Raw genomic sequence first — 21531 nt, 5'->3', positions numbered from 1 at the left:
AGGAATGATGCGAAGCTACTGCCTAGCCGTAGCCCAAACCCGGCGGCAGGCGCTACTTTACGGCCCCTAAGCTTTTTTAGTCATGTTCCGCCTTCTGCTGCTCGCCGGTTTTGCCGGTACCACGCTTAGCGCTGCCGCGCAAATTACCCCGCCCACCCGCGCCCAAGATTCGCTGTTTGTGCGCCAAAACTATCGCAAGCTCGACCGCCAGATTACGATGCGCGACGGGGTGAAGCTCTATACCATCCTCTACGTGCCGCAGGATGCCGACAAGGCGCATCCCTACCCCATCATCATGGAGCGCACGCCATACTCGGCGGGCCCGCGCGGCGAAAGCAACTACCCACTACGCGGCCCCGGCCCCAGCCGCGAGCTTAGCCAGGAGAAGTACATTTTTGTGTATCAGGATGTGCGCGGGCGCTACCTCAGCGAGGGCCAGTTTGAGGAAGTGACGCCCGCCCTACCGGCTGCCGCGCTCGGCAAGCCGCGCCGCGCTGGCGCCAGCACCACGCCCCACGACGAAAGCACCGACACCTACGACACCATTGAGTGGCTGCTCAAAAACGTGCCCGGTAACAACGGCAAGGTGGGCATCATGGGCATTTCCTACCCTGGCTTCTACGCCACCGCTAGCCTGCCCGGCGCCCATCCGGCCCTCAAAGCCGTGTCGCCCCAGGCGCCGGTTACGGATGAATTTATCGGCGATGATGCTCGGCACAACGGCGCCTTTTTCCTGCTGGACAATTTCGATTTTACCAACTATTTCGACGTGCCTAGGCCGCAGCCCGTGGCCAAGTACGACGAGCTGTTCGACCTCAAAATCACCGATGCCTACCAGTTCTTCCTGAAGCTCGGACCTATTAAAAACGCCAATGCGCCGCAGTACTTCAACAACCGCGCCCGCATCTGGAACGAGTACTTGCAGCACGACACCTACGATGCCTATTGGCAGGCGCGCAACATCCGCAAGCACCTCACCGACGTGCGCCCGGCTGTGCTCACGGTGGGTGGGTGGTACGATGCTGAGGACCTTTACGGCGCCCTGCACACCTACCAAGCCATCGAAAAGCAAAATCCCAGAGCCACCAACCGCCTCGTAATGGGCCCCTGGACCCACGGCGCCTGGAGCCGCCCCGACTGGAGCAAATTTGGCTCCTACGACTTTGGCCAAAACACTGCCCAACACTACCGCCAAACGCTGGAAACGCCGTTTTTCAATTACTACCTCAAAGGCAAAGGCACGTTTGGCACGACCGAAGCAACCTTGTTTGATACAGGATTGAATGCGTGGAAAGACTATCCGACTTGGCCACCTAGGGCGGTAGAGAATCGTCCGTTTTACCTAGGCAGTTCCGGTCAACTCAGCACTACCAAATCTACTACTGGCACACCTGCTGACGAATACATCAGCGACCCTGCCCATCCGGTGCCGTACACCGCCAGCATGCAGGCTGGGCGCAACAACGAGTACATGATTGAGGACCAGCGCTTCGCTGCCCAGCGGCCCGATGTCTTGACTTACCAAACCGAGCCGCTCACTGAAGACCTTACTGTGGCTGGCCCCCTAGGTGTTGACCTTTGGGTGAGCACCTCGGGTACCGATGCCGACTTTGTGGTGAAGCTCATCGACGTGCTGCCCGACGACACCCCCAACCCGACGCCCAATCCCCAGCGCCTGACCCTAGGTGGCACCCAGCGCCTGGTGCGAGGCGATGTGTTTCGCGGGCGCTTCCGCAATAGCTTCGAGAAGCCCGAGGCCTTCCAGCCCAACGTGCCCACGGAAGTAAAATATGAGCTAAACGACGTGCTACACACCTTCAAGAAAGGCCACCGCCTGCTGGTGCAGGTACAAAGCACCTGGTTCCCACTCGTAGACCGCAACCCGCAGCAGTTCGTCAACATCACTACAGCTGAGGCAGCCGACTTCAAGAAGGCAACTATTCGGATTTACCACGAGCCGGGCCATGCCTCGGCTATACAATTGCCGGTGCTGAAATAGCGTGATTTAAGGCTAAAGTACCGCTCCTTGTTGCGGGGACCTTGTAGTCCGCGGCTTGCCTAGGCCAAGCTGCGGACTACAAGGTCCCCGCAACAGCGTATAAGGCACCCTATGAAACGGCGTGCTTTTCTTCCACTTATTGGGGCGGCGCCCTGGGGCTTGGCCGCCGCAGTCCGCCACCCTTTCCGCCTCATGCAGCCCAAGCAGCTTCACTTCAAAGACGACGGCACTATCCCCAATAGCGCCTACCCCTTGCTGGTATATCGCCAAGCCTTCACGGCCCGCGATGCAGCCGGGGCCGCGTGGCTAGAGCAGCACTTCGCCGCCAACAACTGGACTAACTCGTGGCGCAACGGGGTGTATGCCTTTCACCACTACCACAGCACCTCGCACGAAGTGCTGGGCGTGTACGCGGGCACGGCGCTGCTGCACCTAGGTGGCGAAAAGGGCCAAAAAGTAACTGTGCAGGCCGGCGACATCCTCGTGATTCCGGCCGGCGTAGGGCACAAAAACCTCAGCAGCATCAACCTAGGCATCGTGGGCGCCTACCCCGGCGGTCGCTCCTGGGACGTAAACCGTGGCCTGCCCGGCGAGCGTCCCCAAACCGACAAAAACATCGCGGCCCTCCCCCGCCCCAGCACCGACCCCTACCTAGGAAAGACTGGCGGTCTGCTCACCAGTTGGCAGTAGGAGCACACGTTGTAGGCCTTTGGTTAATTAAAACGCCTGTCATGCTGAGCGTAGCCGAAGCATGACAGGCGTTTTGCTTTATCAAACAATCAATAAGACTACCCTAGGCGGCCTGTTTTTGCGCGTGCCACAGCACGAGCTGCCAGCCATTTGCATCAGTTTTGATGTACACTACCACGTACTTGATACGGGTATAGGCGGGCTGGCCATCGGCGCCGGGCCCTAGGTCAATCTGGATGAGGCCATTGACTATGGCCGTGCGGTCGTCGTTGTAGGCGCGCACGGTCAGGTCTTCGATGTCCACCTTGTCGTAGCGGCTCTGGCCGCTGCGGATGGAGGCGATGTAGCTCGTTTTATCGTCCTGGTGGCCGTTGGAGTGGGTGTAAATGAGGTCGTCGGCAAAAATCTTTTCTAAGGTTGGGAAATCTTTGCTCACCTGCGCGTCGAAGCGCTGGCGTTCGAGCTGCTCAATGGTTTGGGCAGTAGTCATAGATATACTAACTAAAATTGAAAAAAGCAGCCCGCTAGTGGGCCGGCCACAAAGGTGGCCCTAGTGCGGGAAGTACACCGTGAAGGTTGAGCCCACGCCCAGCTCGCTGGTGACCTCGATGCGCCCACCCACGTTTTCGACCATGCGCTTGACCATATAAAGGCCGATGCCTGAGCCCTCGACGTGGTCGTGCAGCCGCTGAAACATGCCGAATAGCTTGCGCTGACCATTCTCGCTGATGCCCAAACCATTATCCTGCACTATCAGCAGCACGTGGTGCTCGGTGCAATGGGCGCGCACCCGCACCAGCGAGGGCCGCTCGGGGGCACGGTACTTCACGGCATTGCTGAGCAGGTTGTACACCACCGAGCGCAGGTTTTTTTCGGAAAACGTGACGGGCGGGCAATCGGCTACTTCTACTTCTAGTTGCGCGCCCACCGAGCTAATCAGCGGTTCTAGGTCGAGCAGTACGTCGTGCACCACCGCAGCTAGGGGCACCTGCTCGGTAGAAGGGCCATGCTCGCGCTGCAGCTTGCTCACGTCGGTGAGGTGGTCGATGGTCCGCTTGAAGCGCTCCACCGAGTCCTGCATTAGGTTCAAAATAAACTCGACCTGCGTAGCCGGGTCAGGTAGCTCGCCGCGCAAGGCTTGCAGCAAGCCTTCGATGTTAGTAATGGGCGAGCGCAGGTCGTGCGAGGCCGTGTAGATAAAGTTGTCGAGGTCGACGTTGACGCGGGTCAACGCCTCGTTGTTATCGCGCAACTGACTCTGTGCTTGGTCGATGCGCTCGAGCGCCAACCGATGTTCGTGAATGTCGGTGAAGGTGCCCACCCACTGGCTAACAGTACCGTCTTCGGCGCGCATGGCCAAGCCCCGGCCCAGCATCCAGCGGTAGGTGCCATTTTCGCTGCACAGGCGGCACTCTATGTCGAGCGGCAGGCCAGTAGCCAAGCTGTGGCGCCAGTGCCGCATGCCGTTTTCGTAGTCATCGGGGTGAATGCGCGAGGTGACGGGTGTTTCGGGATTTGGCTCGTTTTTGCCCACATAGTCAAACCAGCGCTGGTTGAGGTACGAGTTCTTGCCTTCTGGTGTAGCCGTCCAGGCTATTTGCGGAATGCCTTCCAGAACGCGGCGAGCTTGGGCAGCGGCTTGCTCCACGGCCAGCCGCGCCACTTGCTGGCGCACCAGTTCTTCGTTTTTGCGGTCGATAAGGGTATTTTGCTTGGCCACCACCGCCCGGATATTGGTAATCTTCTGCTGCGCCGACACATCGGTCACCAGCACCGCCAGGGCCGGCGCCCCGTTGAATGTCAGGCTGTTCATCGACACCGAACAGGGCCGCAGGGCGCGGTCACGGGTTTGCAGGGGCAGCTCGCCCCGCACCCGGCCCGCCCAGCCCTTGGCCACCACCTCTGCCCAATACTGCTGAAAGGTGGCGGGTATAAAGCTGGTAGCGGTGCTGCCCAGCACTTCCTCTAGGGGGTAACGCAGCAGCTCGGCCAGCGCTGTGTTGCAATACAGCACCGTGCCGTCGGGGCTGAGCAACAGAGCACCTTCATTCATTTGCTCTACGAGCATGCGGTAGCTCTGGTCGGCCCCTTCCAGGGTGAAGATGCGCGGGCCATCGGCCCCCTGAATGGCGAGCGCATCGACGGCCCCAGTGCGCACGGCTACAATGAGCTCTTCGGCCTCGCGCAGCTGCTGGCGCAACTCCTCGTTTTCGCGTGCTAGCACGGCGGCGTCTAGGGGAGCGAGCTCAGCCATAGCAATTTAGTTAGCGTTGCCCGATGAAGGTACACCGAGCGAAATTAGCACGGCCGCCCGGTTCGACAAATCGCCCACCAGCTGCCGCCTCGGGAGCGGGCGCTGCCGGACGAGCGTGGGGGCAGCCACTATTTGCTCTTGCCGGGCCAGCTGCGGCTGCTGGTAGATGTCGATGATGAGCAGCTCGTAGCGACCGGCTAAGTGCTCTTCGCAGATTTCCTTGATGTTGCGCACGGCGCGCATCGAATTAGGCGTAGCACCCGTGATATACAAGTGTAATACGTAGTCGGCCTCGGTAGGCGAGGCAGGTAGTTCGGCAGTCGTAGTTGTCATTCGCGGGCGGCTTAGTGGTCGCCGCGCGTGCGGATGTCCAGCCCTACTAATACCTTCTCTTCGTTTGACAGGTCGCCGATAATTTTACGAATAGGCTCGGGCACTTTGCGCACCAGCGTCGGAATGGCCAGAATCTGGTCGCCTTCGGCTAGCTGCGGATGTTGTAGCAGGTCAATTACGTCCAGCGTGTAGCGCCCTGCTAGGTACTGCTCGCAGTAGCGTTTCAAATTAGCCAGCGCAGTTACCGACTTGGTGGTGTGGCCCGCCACGTATAGGCGCAGCTCCCAGGTATCGCCGTCGGGCGGCGTGGCCGCATCGGTCGGTGCTTCCCTCATATCCATCATTCGTTGTTGTACGGGCGGCTAGGCCGAGTGTTGTGGGTCAGGCGTAGCAGGGGTGTTCGTAGTCAGGCTATGGCCCATGGTATGGCGCTTGCTGGAAAGGGCTTCGTGGCGCGCGTGCTCTTCGTTGTTGACTTGGCGCAGCTCTTCTTCCACCGATTCAAACTCGGTACGCAGATTCTCGATGGTGGCTTCGAGCACCCGGCGCTTGCGCTCGAGCTCGCGGTCGCGCCGCGACAGCTCGTGCTGCTGGGCCACTAGCTGCGCCTGCTCCTGCATGCGCTGGGTGAGGCGGCTAGCCCCCGTAATGATGCCCATTGGCCCAATCACCACATCGAGCAGCTGAATGCCGTTGTCGGTCACCAAAAACTCGCGCACTTGGTTGGAGTGTGCCATGCCCCGAGCTTTAAGGATGCTCAGGCCCCGGTTGCGCTCACCAATGCCTTCGAGGTCGCGCACTGAAATCCAGGTATCGACCAAGGACGACACCCCTTCTTCGGTCATTTCCATGCGCCCGTCGCGGGCGCTAACGAGCGCCGTAAACAAAGCCGTGATATTGCTAACCTTCAGGAAATCAATTAACCGCGTGAGCATACTCCGCACCTCGCTGAGGCTACCCACCGACACTAGGTTGCTAATAGGGTCGATGACGACGGTCTGCGGCTCGTGCTCCTTAATCAGCTTGTGCACCGTGACGAGGTGGCGCTCTAAGCCATTGAGCGTGGGCCGCGAGGCTTCGATGATCAGCGCCCCCTGGTCTACGAAGGGCTGCAAGTCGAGGCCTACCGTCCGCATGTTGCGGATGAGCTGAGCCGGCGATTCCTCAAAGGCGAAGTACAGGCAGCGCTCGCCGCGGCGGCAAGCTTCGAGAGCAAAGGAGGCGGCCAGCGTGGTTTTGGCCGTGCCCGCCGTGCCCGTGATGAGGATGCTGCTGCCCTTGTACCAGCCCCGACGCGTGAACATCTCATCGAGGCCCGGCACACCCGACGAAATAATTTCGTTCGACACGGTGTGCTCAAGCTTGAGCGAGGTGATAGGCAACACCGAAAAGCCTTCTTCGGTGATGAGGTAGGGGTATTCGTTGGTGCCGTGGGTGGTGCCGCGGTACTTTACAATGCGCAGCCGGCGGGTGGTAATCTGGTCGATTACGCGGTTGTCGAGCAAGATTACGCAGTCCGACACGTACTCTTCCAGGCCCTGGCGCGTGAGGGTGCCCTCGCCGCGCTCGGCCGTGATAATGGTGGTCACGCCCTTGTCCTTGAGCCAGCGAAACAGGCGGCGAATTTCGGAGCGCAGCACGGCCTCGTTGGGGAAGCCCGAAAACAGGGCCTCAATGGTATCGAGCATCACGCGCTTGGCCCCGATGCTGTCGATGGCGTACCCTAGGCGAATAAACAGACCTTCTAGGTCGTACTCGCCGGTTTCTTCAATCTCGGAGCGGTCGATGTGCACGTGGTCGACGCGCAGCTTTTTATCGGCTTGCATGGCCTTGAGATCGAAGCCCAGCGAGGTCACGTTGGCCGCCAGTTCGTCGGCGGTTTCCTCGAAGGTCATGAGCACGCCCGGCTCGTTGTAATCGATGATGCCGCGCACCAGAAACTCAATACCTAGCAGAGTTTTGCCGCAGCCGGCACTGCCGCAGACCAGCGTGGGGCGACCTAGGGGCAGGCCGCCTTCCGTTATTTCATCTAGCCCATCTATGCCGGTGAGGGCCTTAGGTAGCTGGGGCAGCGCAGTTGGCGCCAACTTATACTCGGGCATACTATAAAGTAAGGATAGCTAGTTTTTTCGAAAGTTAAGCCAGGGGGCGCGCTTAGGTGCGGCCCAGCTTATCGCCGCTTGGCCTTAGCCCGCGCCGCCCGCCGCTGCCGCAGGCCCGCCAAGCGCTCGCGCTCGGCCTTACGCTCTTCGCGCAGCAGTAGCCGCTCGGGCAGCCGGGCCATGAGGCGCTCGCGCACGTACTGCGCCAGGCTGGAGAGCGGAACAGTTTGCGTAGTACGCAGAAAATTAGCCACTTCACGCTGACGCAACGTGCTGGCGCCTGCCAGGCCCCGCGCCAATAAAAATTGCTTTATTTCCTCGACCCACAGCAGCGCCGCTAGCGGGGCGCGCTGCACGGTGGCATTGTAGCCGGCCGGGCGGTGCTCGCGCAACCCTAGGTCGTCGGCGGGGGCCACCAGCACGCCCACCCACTCGGGCAAGCGCGGCAGCAGCTTGGGCAGGTGCTTTTCGGTGACGATGAAGGTGACGAAATCGTAGACCTCGGCGTAGCAGCGCAGCTGGTTTTCGACGCGCTGCAAGGTGTCGCCGTCGCCCTTCACCTCGTAGCCGTGCATGAAGGTGTCGGTGATATGCACCACGTCGGCGCGGGTGGTGCCGGTGGGCAGCTCGTCGATAACCACGCCGCCGAGGAGCAGCGGGTAAAGTCGGGCGCGGATTTCGGGGTCGTTCATCGCAACTTCAAAGCTACTTTATCGCTTGTAGAAGTGCAGCGGCGTGGCACTTCGTTTCTACCCCGACTGCTCTCTTACGCCAAACGGAGCCCCACTCCGTTGTACTTGCCATGACTGATATCACCACCGAAGCCGACATTAAGACCCTGGTTGATAGCTTCTACGCTAGCGCCCTGGCCGACCCGCTGCTGAAGCCCGTTTTTGTTGATTTTGCCCACATCGACCTCAGCCACCACCTGCCGCAGCTCTACGACTTTTGGAGCGGCATCTTGCTAGGCAGCAGCCGCTACCGGGGCTTTCCCATGCGCAAGCACTTTCCTTTACCGCTGGGCCTAGAGCATTTTGAGCGCTGGCTCGAGCTGTTTCACGAAGCCGTAGACGCTCACTTCGAAGGGCCCGTAGCCGAAACGGCTAAACGTCACTCGCTGCAAGTAGGCCGGGTGTTTGCCGGCCGCCTAGGGCTGTTAGAGGATTTGTAGCTGGACCTAGGTATGTATCGTGGACCCTGTGGGTCCGCGCGTGCGTAAACTGCATATACTTACCCTTCACTTGCGGACCCACAGGGTCCACGGTACTGTTCACCAATTTACTCTTCTCTTCCTATGGACCAGCCTACCCGCGCCGCGCTCGTCACCGAGCTTACCCAGCTGCTTACCGCCGGCAATGCCCACGCCACCTTTGAGCAGGCCATTGCCGAGCTGCCACCATCGGTGCGAAACCAAACCGTGCCCGAAGTGCCCTACACCATCTGGCACTTGGTCGAGCACATGCGCATTGCGCAAGCTGATATTCTGGAATTTTGCGTGAACCCTGACTACGTAGCCCCCGAGTGGCCCGCCGCCTACTGGCCCGACAAAACCGTGCCCGTAGACGAAGCCGGCTGGCAAGCTGCCCTAACGGCGATTCGGCAAGACCAGCAGCAGTTTATCGACCTGCTCGAAAACCCGGCCACCGACCTGTTCACGCCCCTCCCCCACGGCAACGGGCAGAATCTCTTCCGCGAGGCGCTGCTTATCGGCGACCACGCCGCTTACCATACGGGCGAAATCATCCTGCTTCGCCGGCTGCTGGGCGTGTGGCACTAAGCCGCAGGTAGTACCAGGCGTTGGCTTAACGCGAGACTTTTTCAGATAGGTACGAGCCATGAAGTAGGCACAGAAGAGCGTAAGGTTTGGCACAAGCTCGCATAGCATGCTAGCACGGGTTGTCCAGCTCCGCTAGGTTTAGCGAAGCTGGACAACCCGTGCCATACTAAAAAATTGGGTGAGCGCCAGACTACTTCAAAAAGTCGAGCACAGCGGCCAACACTAACTCGGGCTTTTCTTCAAACATATAGTGGCCGCTGTCGAGCAGGCCGATTACCTGCGCGCCGGGCGCCATGCTGGGCAGGCCTTGGCGCATGTGCTCGTAGGACACGTAGCTGCCGATACCCAGCACGGGCATGGTGAGCGGGGCATAGGTGTTGGCATCGGCCATATCCTGACCTAGGGCCTGGTACCAGCCATTGGCGGCCCGGATGCTCTCGGGCTCATTATACGCGGCGGCATACACGGCCCGGTCGAAGGCCGACATCCGGCTCTCGTCAAACATCACGTAGGCGAAGAGGTAGTCGAGCAAGTGCTGGAAGCGGCCGGCCAGCAGCTTTTCGGGCAAGCCTTTTACTTGGTTGAAAGCCATCCACCAGACGTAGGGCTGGTGGCCATCCATCTTGGCCTCGAAGGCGCCGGGGGCGGGCAGCAGCGACATGTAGCGCATGCCATCGCTGGGGTGCGCACCATCGGCCAGGATGAGCTTTTCGGTCGCTTCGGGGTAGTTGAAGGCAAAACTAGCCGCCACCATCCCGCCGATATCGTGCCCCAGCAAGGACACTTTATCCAGCCCTAGGTGCTGCACCAGCGCGTAGATATCCTGAGCCATCGTCTTCTTGTCGTAGCCCGCAGCGGGCTTGTCAGAGCTGCCCATGCCCCGGATATCGACGATGATAACGCGGTAGTGCTGGGCCAGCGTCGGGGCGATTGGGTGAAAGGAATACCACGTCTGGGGCCAGCCGGGCAGGCAAACTAGCGGCTGGCCGCTGCCGCCCTCCACGTAGTGCAGGCGCACGCCATTCACGGTGACGTAGTGGTTGCTGAAGCCGGGCAGCTTTTTGATGAGCTCGGCATCGGTGTACGCCGCCTCGGGGTCGGCGGGGGCGTCGCCGGGCGTGGCTAGTACTGCTTGGGGGCTGGTCCACGTTAGGCCAGGGTAGCGGCTGTTGTCTAGCGGGTTGTTTTGCACGCTAAACATGCTGAGCAAGTACTGCATCTGCTGCCAGTTGGCGTAGAGCTCGTGCTCGCCAGCTGGGTTGGCAGCGCGGGCCTGCTGGATGTGAGCCGCAAAGTCGGCCCGTGCGCCTAGGCGCACTACCTCGAAGTGCCCGCGGCCGGCCTCTTCGGCCGCGGTGGCCAGCTCGCGGGGGCTCAGCTGGAAGCTGGCGATGCGCAGCCACCTAGGCGAATCTGCATCCAGGGCCGCGGCAGCCGTAAAGGCGGCCGTATCGTCGATGGTCGTGAAGTCGATTTTCCAGTCAGCATCTTCCCAGTAGCCTACTTGGTGCTGCTTGAAGTCGAGCAGCGGAATATTATAAGCCAACACCTCGGCAAACGCCCCGTTGAGGATGGACGTGGCCGCGATGGGCGCCTGGTCGAGGTGCGCCTGAAACTCGCGCCGCAAGTCAAAATTGCGGTTCAGGCCGGCGGGCTGCTGGGTGTAGTCGCTGCAAAAATCGGAGGGAATGAAGCGGGGTACACCGGCCGCCACGGCCGCCGCGAGCAGCACCGCTTGGGTATCTACGATGACTTCGCGCAGGCCGGCCAGGGCCGACACCACGCACCCGGCCCCGGCACAGGCTTGGGTGAGGGCCGCCACATCGGCCAGGTCTACAGGCCGGACGTCTACCCCAAGCTGGGTTAAGGCGGCTATTTTGGCGGGGTCGGTCTCGGGCCGTACTAGGGCGCGCACGGTAGCCCCGCGCTGGAGCAGGGCTTCGATAATGCGGCGGCCTAGGTTGCCGGTGCCGCCTGCCACTACGATAGGAAGGTTCATAAGAAGGTGATTTAAGGAGGATGCAGCAGCTTCCTGCTGCCGGTTTGCGTGCTGCAAAATTCCTCCCCGACTCACCCCTAGGTCTGCCCAATTCTTGCTCGTTTCTTACGAATACTTGCTCTTCTGCCTAGCCCACTACCCACGCTGAAAGGTGCGCGGACTCTGGCCCACCGCCCGCTTGAAAGCCGCTGCAAAGTGCGCCGGCGAGGCAAAGCCTAGGGCATCGCTGATGGCCGCCACGGGCTGCTCGCCAGCTTGCAGCAGCTGGCGGGCCCGCGTTATTTTCCAGTCGAGCACGTATTGATAGGGCGAGCGGCCGGTAGTCAGCTTGAAGCGACGGGCAAAGTGAAACACGCTCAGATTGGCCAGTTCGGCCAGCGCCGCCAGCGTGATGGGCTGCTCGGCTGAGGCTTCTATATAGGCCTCGATGCGCGCCAGCACCGCGCCCGGCAGCCGGGCGCTGTCATTGGCAATGCGCCGCTCGAAGGTGGCGTAGTGCGTGATGAGGTGCAAACTCAGGGCCGTGGTCAGCGACTCGGCGTAGAGCTGTCCTAGGGCGTGCTCGGCCCCGGTGGTAGTCAGTAGCTGCCGCCCTAGGTGGGTCAGCAGGCCATCTTCGAGCCGAAACTGGTCGCGCAGGGCAAAGTGCGTGAGGTCGAGGCCCTGGCGGGCGCGGTCTTCCAGCAGCTGCGGGTTCAGGTGCAGGTGCACTACATCGGCGGGGCCGTCCCAAGCCAGGGGGCCGTATTCGCCGGCGGGGTACAGGCCGGCATCACCAAACTGAAAAAGGTCTTCCTCTACCCTGCTCCCACTACGGCGGCGCGAAACCACCGGCTGCTGCCCTTGATGCAGCAGTAGCAGGTGCTCGGCGTGCGCGTGGGCGGGCACCTCCAGCGCGTCGAGCTGATAGCGCTCTACCCGCAATTCAGGCTGCGGCGGGTTGGCTTCCACAGCTGGGCGGCCGTAGAGCGCGGCGGTGTTGGGGTGCGTGAGAGAAGCGGCCATAAGCGAGCGTGAATTGACCTAACCCTTACGAAAGCAACTTGTTTGCGGCCCCAGCCAACGCGCTTTAACGCCCTACTGATTTTTACTGGGCACTCAACACTCTCTTTTAATGTGCTTTTTATTTAACTAACTGAGTAGTGGAATGCAACGATTATCCTGCAAAACGCTACTTCTTTACACTACCCTTTATTCCTTTTTCTTGATGAAACACTCCTCATTTATAGTTGGCTGCCTAGTGCTGGGTCTGCCGATTGTCGGCCAAGCCCAAACCACCGAAGCAGTGCCTGCCCCCCGATTCTACGTGGGTTTAGGAGTCTATAGAAGCTATTACAACCGACTGGGCAACCCTTATAACCTGGGCACCGCGGTGCCTGTGCAAGCCACACTAGGGTATCAGCTGCGGCCTCGGCTAGCGGTGCAGGCCAGCCTAGCCTACAGTGGTAACTCGGGCCACAACGCAGGCACGATGACGGACTATGCTACCGGCAATACTGGCGAGTACTCCAGCAATTATCGCAATCGGTTTTTTACCCTGGCAGTGCAGGGACGCTACGCGCTTCTGCGCCAAGCGGCGCACCGCCTGCAATTAGACGCCGTAGGTGGCGCCACGATAGAGCGCCACACGTTCCACGGCAATGGCACCAACCCAAATTTTAGTAGCCCTACCCCTGGCACCTCTACCCCTTACGACCTGAACTCATCCAACAACGTCTACTTAGTTAGCCTTGGGCCTAGCGTGCGCTATCGCCTGGCGCCGCGGGTAGAAGCAGTAGGCGACTGGTTGCTGAACGTGGATACGCGGGCGGCCGAGCATCCTAACTCTTCCTTTGCCCTGGGCTTGCGCTACCGCTTCGGCGGGCTGCGCTAGGCACAAGCGCTAGTAGACAACAAGCATTCTATTACATCCCATCGAGTTTCTCTTTTGAAAAATCGGCTTTCCGTTTGGCAAGCTGATGTCCCGCTTGGTCTAGCGCCTGGCGGGATTTTTTATTTAGTAAAGAGTGCAACGCTTAATTATCAAAAGGATACTTACTTGCAGCACTTCCCCTTTTCCTTTGATTATGATTACTTCTCGCCTGCTACTAGGTGGCTTATTAGTAAGTCTACCCCTCATGAGCCTTGCCCAGGACAACCCATCCGTAGCGGCCCCTAAGTTCTACGGGGGGCTGGCACTGTACAGCGGCTCTTATCATTCGCTGGGGCGCTCAAAAGCGCTATCATCCTCTACCAGCACGTACCAGATACCCGTTCAGGCCACCTTAGGCTACTGGGTACGGCCGCGGCTGGCAGTGCAGCTTGGGCTGGTTTACAGTGGTCGTAAAAACAGCTACGCATCGACTGATACGTATACCGATGCCAATTCCAACACGATTCTGTTTACTAGCAACGGCAGGTCAACGTTGCGCCATTACACAGCCTCATTGCAAGCACGCTATACGCTCACTCGCAAGTCTAACCATCGCTTCCAAGTTGATGCAGTAGGGGGAGTAGCCTATGACCACCAATATTACCGCGGAGTAGGTAGCGAGGAGTATACCAATGTCAGTAAGGGAACTAGCACCTTTGATTATCATGATGATACGTTTCCTTATCACGAAGCATTCGTTCTCATCGGGCCTAGCTTCCGCTACCGTTTTGGCCAACGCCTGGATGTTGTGTATGACCTCTTACTGAATCAACCGCTTAATCGCCAATCCAATTCTGGCTCTATGGCCCTAGGTCTGCGCTACCGCTTCGGGCCAAGCTAAGCAACTTCACTCAGTTTTTGCTTTAGAAAAATTAACGTTCCGCTCGACCTGGTGCTGAGCGAGCTTTTTTCTTTAATGAAGATTGCAACGCTTAACTATCAAAGGGATACTTACCTGTAAGACCTCTTCCTTTCCTAACTGATGCTCATCTCTCGCCTTGTCCTAGGTGGCCTATTGCTAGCTTCATCGCTCGCTAGCCACGCCCAAGCTACCGAACCTGCAATTGCCTCTAAATTCTACGTGGGGCTAGGAGTTTATAGTGGGCCCTATCAAAATTTAGGACGCACGAACCTCCTTGACAATCAATATGCTGTGCCCGTGCAGACTACGCTTGGCTACCAACTACGGCCCCGACTAGCCGTGCAGCTAGGGCTAACTTATAGTGGCTACAAGAGTAAGTCTGAGTACGATTACGATTATACTAACATCAACAACTACCGAGTTAATCATACTAGCAACTCGGCCGCTACGGTCCGCACCGTCAATACTTCGCTGCTTGTGCGCTATACCCTCACGCGCCAGCCAGCACACCGTTTCCAAGTCGATTTGGTCGGCGGTCTTATGCTGGTGCACCAACGCATACACTTAATTAGCAGCAACTTCTACAGCTATATAGATTATCCTCAAGCCCCTACCACCACCGTTGAGAATGATGATTCTTATACCTACAATCAGTTGAATGTTAACCTAGGGCCAAGCTTCCGCTACCGTTTTGGGCAGCGGCTAGAGGCTGTTGGCGATATTCTTTTCAACGTGCCTGTTACCGGCAACTATCGCCGTCTTGATTCCTCCGTAGCCCTAGGTCTGCGTTACCGCTTCGGCCCCAGCTAAGCTACCTCGCCGGTTTTTCATTTCAGCAAAAACCGGCTTTTCATTTTGAAAAAATAACGTCCCGTTCGACCCTGAGTCGGACGGGATTTTTTATTTATAATTCTGATAAAAAGCACATTATATAAAATCCTCAAGCCATTACTCCGAGTCGGCATCAGTCTTGGCACTAGGTACACATCAATCACCTACATGCTCCTACAGACAATGGCTATTCTGGATAATCTGGCTAAGGGCGTCAAGGACTTCTTCGTCGAAGAAGGCTACGCCGCTCCCGCCGCAACGGCTGCCGCCCGGCCGCTGCCTGCTGCCCCCGCTCCGGCGCTGGCCGACCTGGCACCCGGCCAGGCGCAGCCCGAGCAGCGCCACCTCGACCACATTGCCCAGCTCTTGGCCGGCGACGGGCGCGACTTCCACGCCTTTACCAAAATGGTAAAGAGTCTGGCAGCCAGTGGCCTCAGCGGCCCACTGCTCTACCAAACGGCCTTCAACGCCTTTTCGGCCGTGACCGGGCTCGACCTCCCCACCCTGCTCACCTCGGCCGACGCGCTCACCCAAAAGCTGGCCGACGACCGCGCCAAGGTGCAGGCCCACCACCGCGAAAAAACCGGCGAAGCGGTGCCGCTCAAAGGTGCCCCCAGCGCCCTGGCCCAGCTCCGCAACCAGGAAGCCCAGCTGCAAGCCGATGTGGCCGCCCTCAGCAAGCAGCTCGCCGAGAAAAGCCAGCAGCTGCAAGAAGCCCAGCAGCAAATGCAGCAGGAAAGTACCAAAGCTCAGGCCGCCCTCGCCAGCTACGAGCTAGCCAATGCCGCAGCCGTGGCCGACTTGCAAGTGCATCAACAAGCTACCAAGTCCTTTTTAATCAACAAGTAACCGTCTTTCTGAATTATGAAAACCCTTCTTTCAACCGACCTCAACCCGAGCTTGCCCAAGTGGCAGCAACCCGAAAAAGTAGCCGGCTGGGTAGTGCTGGCGGCCGGTGCCGGCGCGGGCGTCTACTATTGGGGCCAAATCGTGCCCTACCTCGTTGACATCGTGTTCAATAGCGTGAAGCTGGGCATCGGCCTAGGGGCGCTGTTTGTGTTGTTTTTGCTGGGCACCAACAAGCGGATTCAGACCGGGCTCTGGTACGCTGGGCAGCGGGTGCTGCGGACGCTGGCGGGCATTTTCGTGAACACCGACCCCATCGGCATCATGGAGGACTACATCTCGAACACCGAGAAGGAGGCCCGCCAGATGGAAGGCGAAATCGGCCACATCGAGGGCGCCCACGAGCTGGTAAAGCGCAAGCTCGCCGCCAACGAGCAGCAGATAAAGGAATACCTAGCCCTGGCCGACTCGGCCACCCGCCAAAACGAAAAGGACGCCGCCGAAGCCTACGCCAGCCGCGCCGCCCAAATCCTGGACTACAACCAGCGCCTCCAGCCCATGGCCGCCACCACCGCCAACGTGACCGTGGTAATGCGCCAAATTCTGAAAGCTGCCCTGCGCCAGATTGATGGCAGCAAGTTCAAGGTCGGCCTGCTGAAAGACGAATACGAGCTTGTGAAACGCACCAGCTCGGGCATGCGGGCCGCCATGAACATCCTGCGCGGCGACCCAGACAAGAAGTACTTCTTCGACCTCGCCACCGACCGTGTGGCCCAGGACATGGCCCAGCAATTAGGCCAAATTAAGCAGGCCATGCGCTACTCGCAGGAATTCGTGAAGGAGATGGACATCCAGAACGGCGTGATGAGCGAGAAGGGCCAGCGCCTGCTCGACCGCTACCAGAAAGGCGATTTCAACGCCCTCATGAACAGCACTAAAGCCCCCGTTTCCACTTCTGTAGCCGCCACTAAACAACGCTCCGATGATGCCTATTCTAGCCTGCTTGATTAGTGGCTGCCTAGCCCTGCTGCTCTGCGCCGTGCTGCTGTAGCCGAGCCAGTTGCGCGGACTTTGCAGTCCGCGACCGCACCACCCTTCCTCTTTAACAAAATACCTAGTCGCGGACTACAAAGTCCGCGCAACTTCAACCATGACAACTCGCGGTAAAATCGTATTGGGCGTCATCTTTTTCGCCCTCGCCTACTTTGGCATTAACAAGCTGGTCGCCAGCAACCGATTCTTCAAAAAAGCCGATACCCAGTCGGTGCTCCTCAGCTCCATCGAGCTGCCTGCCTCGGCCAGCGGCAACCGCGCTACCCTAGTGGTGCCGCTAGCCCCGCTGCCCGGCACGGCCCCCGCCGAAAACGGCACCGCCGTGGTGTGGGAAGTAATGGCTTGGAACAGCCAGATGGCCGGCATGCTCGCCAACGGCGGTCCCCGCACCACCCAGGGCTCGGCCCTGGCTGCCAATGGCGTAGACATGCAGATAGTGCGCCAGGACGACGTATCGAAAATGCAGGCCGACCTCGTGAAAAACGCCCTCGACCTGCAAAGCAACCCCAACACGCCGGGCCTGATTGTGAGCATCATGGGCGATGGGCTGCCGGCTTTCTCTGCCGTGCAGAGCCAGCTCGAAAAGGCTGGTACGCAATTGCAAATCATCCCCTACTCGGTGGGCAAAAGCTTTGGCGAAGACAAGCTAATGGGCCCGAAAGAGTGGCTCGAAAACCCCAAGGCGGCCCTAGGTAAGACCATCGCCTGCTACCTGCGCGATGGCGACCAGAACATCGCCCTGAAATGGTGCGCCGACAACGGCCTGAAAGTGAACCCCGACGAAACCACCTACGACCCCGAAGCCGTGAACTTCATGGCCGCCAGCGACTTCCTGGTAGCCGCCGAGAAGTACATCACCGGCAAGCCCGAAAGCCGCCAGAAAGTGGTAAGCGGCCACAGCACCGGCGTGAGCGTGGACGTAGCCGCCGACGCCGTAGCCACCTGGACGCCCGGCGACGTGAACATCGCCAAGCAAAAAGGCGGCTTGGTCAACATCGTGAGCACCAAGGACTACTCCAACCAGATGCCCAACATCATGGTGACCACCAAGCGCTGGTACGACGCCCACCAAAAAGCCGTCAAGGGTATGATAACCGCCTTTGCCGTGGCCGGCGACCAAGTAAAAAGCCACCCCGAAGCCTTGCAGCGTGCCGCTGACGTATCGGCCCAAGTCTACGCCGACCAGGACAAGCCCGCCGCTTACTGGCTGAAGTACTACAAAGGCACCAGCGAGGCCGACCGCACCGGCAACGTAGTGGAGCTAGGCGGCAGCAAAGCGTTCAACTTCAGCGACAACCTGACGCTGTTTGGCCTCGACAACGGTGGCACCAACATCTATGCTGCTGTGTACAAAACCTTCGGCGACGTACAAAGCCGCCTCTACCCTAAGGAGCTACCCACCTACGTGCCCCTAGCCAACATGCTCGACCTGACGCTGCTAAAGCAGCTGCAAGCCCAGTACAAAGGCAAAACCCTGGCCCCGGCCGAAACTCAGCACTTCACCGCCGACGATGAAATCCGCCGCAGCGTGAGCAAGCGCGCCTGGAACATCGAGTTCAACACCGGCCAAAGCACCTTCACCCCCGCCGCCCAGCGCGAACTCAGCCAACTCTTTGACGACCTAGTAGTGGCTGGCCGCCTCAAAGTGGCCGTGCACGGCTACACCGACAACACCGGCCTACCCGCCGCCAACCAGCAGCTTTCCGAAGCCCGCGCCGAAGCCGTAGCCCACTGGCTCGAAGCCAAGAGCGCCAGCGCCTTCCCTGCCGGCCGCGTGCAAGTGTACGCCCACGGCGCCGCCGAGCCGGTAGCCACCAACGCTACCGAAGCTGGCAAAGCCCAAAACCGCCGCGTGGAAGTGGTGCTGGGCAACTAAGCGGGCGCATAAATAGACTGCCGCAATTTATAAGTAGCTACCACGTAGGATACTAAAAAAGGGAGGCTGAGTACTAAGCTCAGCTTTCCCACTACGCTCCATACTGTGCCCAATAGGAACAGTGGCATAATGGGCGCCAAAAACAACACTGCACTGGCCAGCAGCAATAACGCCAATGGCCAGTGCTGTTGCTGCGCCTGCCTCAGTACCCAGTGTAAAAACGGGAGGCGCATCAGCCCAACTAGTGTAGCCCCAACAAGGGAGATTATCGGTGCTACTACCACGGCATACAGCGCATTTTGCCAATCTTGGCCTATAGGCTGTGTTACCACTATCACTACCATCATTAGCACACTGCCCACCGCGCCCCACTTCATATGCAGTCGCAAGTGCGCAATGACTACGTCACTGGGAAAAGCCAGAGTAGAGGTGCGGGTTTCTTCCATTAGCACTCTAAAGTACTAGGATATCAAGCAAGTTATTAGTAGTCGAGGCCCTTAGCCACTTGCAACTTTCTCAAGCATGCAACCCCTTTTCACTCCCAACGCCCACCCGCGCCGCGCCACCTTCGCCGCGCTGATTGCCGGCCAACTCCTGCTGCTGCTGGCCATCTGGCTGTTCTACCCGCTCCAGATTTTCCCGCGCCTCGGCGAGGTCCTAGGTGCCCTAGGTAGCCTCATCACCAGCCAAGGCTTGCTTCAAGAGCTGTGGGCCAGCCTCACCACGGCGTGGCAGGCGCTGGGTATCGCCACGGTACTGGCGCTGCTGATTTCGTACCTCACGGCGCTGCCATTTTTCCGGCCGCTGGCGTTTGCGGCGAGTAAGCTGCGCTACCTCACGCTTACGGGGCTCACGTTTTTTATGGCACTGTTGCTCAGTTCGGGGCACCAGGTGAAGCTAACGGTGCTAGTGTTCGGGGCTACGGTGTACCTCGTTACGGGTATGACGCAGGTTATTCTGGGTACTACGCAGGAAGAACTGGACCACGCCCGCACCCTAGGGCTGGGCGAGTGGGGCAGCTTTTGGGAAGTGGTGGTGCGCGGCAAACTACCCGACATGCTCGAAGTCGTCCGCCAGAATTTTGCCATCATCTGGACCTTGATAACGCTGGTCGAAACGCTCTATCAATCAGAAGGAGGCATTGGGTTGCTGCTGTACAAGCAAAACCGGTATTTGCATTTGGATGGAGTTTTGGCGATTCAACTCGTGATTTTGGCCCTAGGCGTGGCGCAGGACTATGCGTTTGAGGGGGTGCGAAGGGTGTTTTTTCCGTATGCGGGTCTAAGCGCTGTTGCGCGGACTTTGTAGTCCGCGTGCGTAAGCGGGCAGCCGAACGCGAATCACCAAAGCCTGCTCATGGGCAGCCGGACGCACGCGGACTACAAAGTCCGCGCAACACTCTTACAGCAAGCTTGGGGCTACATGTGTGTAAGGCCACTGCTGCCACTCGGCCACCAACCCAGCCTTGACCGGGTTGTGCATGATGTAGGAAAGGATACGCTCCAACTCACCTGTTCGCACCACATGGTCGTAGCTCTCGGCTTGCCAAAACGGCCCCGAACGCTCCAGCAGCTTGTTAGCCTGCAAGGCAGTGTAGCCTTTGAGGCGCTGCAAGGTGCGCGCCAGCAGCGGCGCTTCGGGCGGTAGTGCTACTAGCAGATGCACGTGGTTGGGCATGAGGCAGTAGCTCAGCAGTTCGTAGCCCGGCCCGTCGAAATGATGCAGCGACGACGCCACTACTTGCGCAATGGCGGGCTGCCTTAGCCAGGTAGGGCCGTGATTGGTGCAATTCAGCAGTTCATCAAAGTGCCCGAAGTGCCGCTTTTGGGCGGCGTATAGCTGCGCGGCATCGGCGGCATATTCTTTCTGCAAAAGCTCGACTTCTTCACGCAAGCGTGCTAACACTTCCTGGGGCAGCGTATCGGCTAGCCGGAAGGTGACAAAAATAGCCTCGCCCGGCGGCAGCCGGTGCGGCAAGGTGCGCTCATAATGCAGTAAGTCAGCCACTCCGCAAGCTACATTGTTGCGCGGACTTTGTAGTCCGCGACTTGCATAAATTTTTATAACTTCTTACACATCGCGAGCTGTTGCGCGGACTTTGTAGTCCGCGTCCGTCTGGCTGCTCGCTTACGCACGCGGACTACAAAGTCCGCGCAACAGCATGACCGCCCTACCCTACTCCTACAAATCGCCGCTGCTTACCCTCGACCATGTGTCGATGCACTACAACAATGACCTTATTCTGCGCGACCTCAATGCCCAGGTGCTCGATGTGATTCGGCCCGGCATGAGCCAGGGGCAGGTGGTGGGCATCTATGGGCGCTCGGGCATCGGCAAGTCGGTGCTGTGCCGGCTGCTGGCGGGGCTGGCGGCCCCGAGCACCGGCACCGTGCTGGTGGGCGAGGCGCAGGAACCCGTGCAAGCCGGCATGGTGGGCTACGTGCAGCAGCGCTACCCGCTGTTCAACCACTATTCCTTGCGCGACAACCTCTTACTAGCCGCCCGCCGCCACTACGATGCGGCCGAGGCCAAAGCCCGCGTCGAGCACTACCTAGGGCGCTTTGGGCTGGGAGCGCACGCGGGCAAATATCCGGCGCACCTCTCGGGCGGGCAGCGGCAGCGGGCGGCCATTGCGCAGCAGCTACTATGCTCCGAGCATTTGATTTTGCTCGACGAGCCATTTTCGGGCCTCGATGTGGCGATGATAGACGAGGTCAAGAAAATCATTGTGGAGGTTACCACGATGGACGAGCTGAACACCGTGCTCATCGTGAGCCATGACATTGCCACCACTACCGCCCTCGCCGACCGCCTCTGGCTGCTGGCACCCGAGCGCAGCCCCGACACCGGCCAGCTGCTGCCCGGCGCCACCCTCAGCCCCCGCCACCAGTACAACCTGGCCCAGCTCGGCCTGGCCTGGCACCCCGATGTGGAAAGTGAGCCCGAATTTGCCCAGTTCGTGGCCGAGATTAAGGATGAGATACGGGGGAGCTAATT

At 59.5% G+C, this 21531-nt stretch carries 21 protein-coding genes; 12 read left to right on the top strand and 9 right to left on the bottom strand.

The genetic code is table 11. The features are described from left to right. The first annotated feature begins 82 nt into the window (after positions 1-82). Both JAO77_RS02900 and JAO77_RS02895 read left to right on the top strand, forming a co-directional pair. Entirely contained in the window at positions 83-1999 is a 1917-nt protein-coding gene (locus JAO77_RS02900; protein WP_198988767.1) for a CocE/NonD family hydrolase, read from the top strand. Between the two features lie 111 nt (positions 2000-2110). After that, positions 2111-2689, top strand: a complete 579-nt coding sequence (locus tag JAO77_RS02895; RefSeq protein ID WP_235998186.1) for a cupin domain-containing protein — start codon at positions 2111-2113, stop codon at positions 2687-2689. 103 nt (positions 2690-2792) lie between these two features. Here JAO77_RS02895 and JAO77_RS02890 read toward each other — a convergent pair whose 3' ends face one another. From JAO77_RS02890 to JAO77_RS02865, 6 genes are all read right to left on the bottom strand, one after another. Next, positions 2793-3179 (bottom strand): nuclear transport factor 2 family protein, encoded by a 387-nt coding sequence (locus tag JAO77_RS02890; RefSeq protein WP_198988766.1) that lies wholly within the window; start codon positions 3177-3179, stop codon positions 2793-2795. 60 nt (positions 3180-3239) lie between these two features. Continuing rightward, positions 3240-4943: an ATP-binding protein gene (locus JAO77_RS02885; protein ID WP_198988765.1), complete on the bottom strand. Its 1704-nt coding sequence runs from the start codon at positions 4941-4943 to the stop codon at positions 3240-3242. 6 nt (positions 4944-4949) lie between these two features. Then, positions 4950-5276 (bottom strand): circadian clock KaiB family protein, encoded by a 327-nt coding sequence (locus JAO77_RS02880; RefSeq protein ID WP_198988764.1) that lies wholly within the window; start codon positions 5274-5276, stop codon positions 4950-4952. Between the two features lie 11 nt (positions 5277-5287). Further along, entirely contained in the window at positions 5288-5611 is a 324-nt protein-coding gene (locus JAO77_RS02875; protein ID WP_198988763.1) for a circadian clock KaiB family protein, read from the bottom strand. Between the two features lie 27 nt (positions 5612-5638). Continuing rightward, positions 5639-7378 (bottom strand): circadian clock protein KaiC, encoded by a 1740-nt coding sequence (gene kaiC, locus JAO77_RS02870; protein ID WP_198988762.1) that lies wholly within the window; start codon positions 7376-7378, stop codon positions 5639-5641. 68 nt (positions 7379-7446) lie between these two features. Next, complete coding sequence (locus JAO77_RS02865) at positions 7447-8070, bottom strand: sce7726 family protein (protein WP_198988761.1); 624 nt, start codon at positions 8068-8070, stop codon at positions 7447-7449. Between the two features lie 110 nt (positions 8071-8180). Between JAO77_RS02865 and JAO77_RS02860 the strand changes: the two genes are divergently transcribed. Together JAO77_RS02860 and JAO77_RS02855 are read left to right on the top strand one after the other, a co-directional pair. Continuing rightward, complete coding sequence (locus tag JAO77_RS02860) at positions 8181-8549, top strand: group III truncated hemoglobin (RefSeq protein ID WP_198988760.1); 369 nt, start codon at positions 8181-8183, stop codon at positions 8547-8549. Positions 8550-8672: 123 nt separating this feature from the next. Continuing rightward, positions 8673-9155, top strand: a complete 483-nt coding sequence (locus JAO77_RS02855; protein ID WP_198988759.1) for a DinB family protein — start codon at positions 8673-8675, stop codon at positions 9153-9155. Positions 9156-9345: 190 nt separating this feature from the next. On the opposite strand, the gene JAO77_RS23970 is transcribed toward JAO77_RS02855, so the two are convergent. After that, positions 9346-11154 carry an alpha/beta fold hydrolase gene (locus JAO77_RS23970; protein WP_235998185.1) on the bottom strand — a complete coding sequence of 603 codons (1809 nt, stop codon included), beginning with the start codon at positions 11152-11154 and terminating at the stop codon, positions 9346-9348. A gap of 135 nt (positions 11155-11289) precedes the next feature. Continuing rightward, a complete protein-coding gene (locus tag JAO77_RS02845; protein ID WP_198988758.1) occupies positions 11290-12159 on the bottom strand; it encodes a helix-turn-helix transcriptional regulator in 870 nt (289 codons plus the stop codon). A gap of 202 nt (positions 12160-12361) precedes the next feature. On the opposite strand from JAO77_RS02845, the gene JAO77_RS02840 reads away from it, so the two are divergent. From JAO77_RS02840 to JAO77_RS02810, 7 genes are all read left to right on the top strand, one after another. Next, positions 12362-13027 (top strand): outer membrane beta-barrel protein, encoded by a 666-nt coding sequence (locus JAO77_RS02840; RefSeq protein ID WP_198988757.1) that lies wholly within the window; start codon positions 12362-12364, stop codon positions 13025-13027. A 193-nt stretch (positions 13028-13220) separates the two neighbouring features. After that, positions 13221-13907, top strand: coding sequence for a hypothetical protein (locus tag JAO77_RS02835; protein WP_198988756.1), 687 nt, complete (start codon positions 13221-13223; stop codon positions 13905-13907). 141 nt (positions 13908-14048) lie between these two features. Then, positions 14049-14738 (top strand): outer membrane beta-barrel protein, encoded by a 690-nt coding sequence (locus JAO77_RS02830; protein WP_198988755.1) that lies wholly within the window; start codon positions 14049-14051, stop codon positions 14736-14738. Positions 14739-14942: 204 nt separating this feature from the next. Beyond that, a complete protein-coding gene (locus tag JAO77_RS02825; RefSeq protein ID WP_198988754.1) occupies positions 14943-15608 on the top strand; it encodes a hypothetical protein in 666 nt (221 codons plus the stop codon). A gap of 15 nt (positions 15609-15623) precedes the next feature. After that, a complete protein-coding gene (locus JAO77_RS02820) occupies positions 15624-16616 on the top strand; it encodes a hypothetical protein (RefSeq protein WP_198988753.1) in 993 nt (330 codons plus the stop codon). 139 nt (positions 16617-16755) lie between these two features. Further along, on the top strand, positions 16756-18534 hold the full coding sequence (locus JAO77_RS02815; RefSeq protein WP_198988752.1) for an OmpA family protein: 1779 nt from the start codon (positions 16756-16758) through the stop codon (positions 18532-18534). Between the two features lie 522 nt (positions 18535-19056). Next, complete coding sequence (locus JAO77_RS02810) at positions 19057-19842, top strand: ABC transporter permease (RefSeq protein ID WP_198988751.1); 786 nt, start codon at positions 19057-19059, stop codon at positions 19840-19842. A 93-nt stretch (positions 19843-19935) separates the two neighbouring features. Here the strand turns inward: JAO77_RS02810 and JAO77_RS24330 are convergent, their stop codons facing one another. Beyond that, on the bottom strand, positions 19936-20541 hold the full coding sequence (locus tag JAO77_RS24330; protein ID WP_198988750.1) for a transposase: 606 nt from the start codon (positions 20539-20541) through the stop codon (positions 19936-19938). Between the two features lie 154 nt (positions 20542-20695). Here JAO77_RS24330 and JAO77_RS02800 point away from each other — a divergent pair, with 154 nt between their 5' ends. After that, positions 20696-21529: an ATP-binding cassette domain-containing protein gene (locus JAO77_RS02800; RefSeq protein WP_198988749.1), complete on the top strand. Its 834-nt coding sequence runs from the start codon at positions 20696-20698 to the stop codon at positions 21527-21529. Positions 21530-21531: the final 2 nt, after the last annotated feature.

Origin of the sequence: Hymenobacter sp. BT559, assembly GCF_016427535.1 — a bacterium.
Taxonomy (GTDB): domain Bacteria; phylum Bacteroidota; class Bacteroidia; order Cytophagales; family Hymenobacteraceae; genus Hymenobacter.
This window is presented reverse-complemented; position numbering and strand designations above follow the sequence as displayed.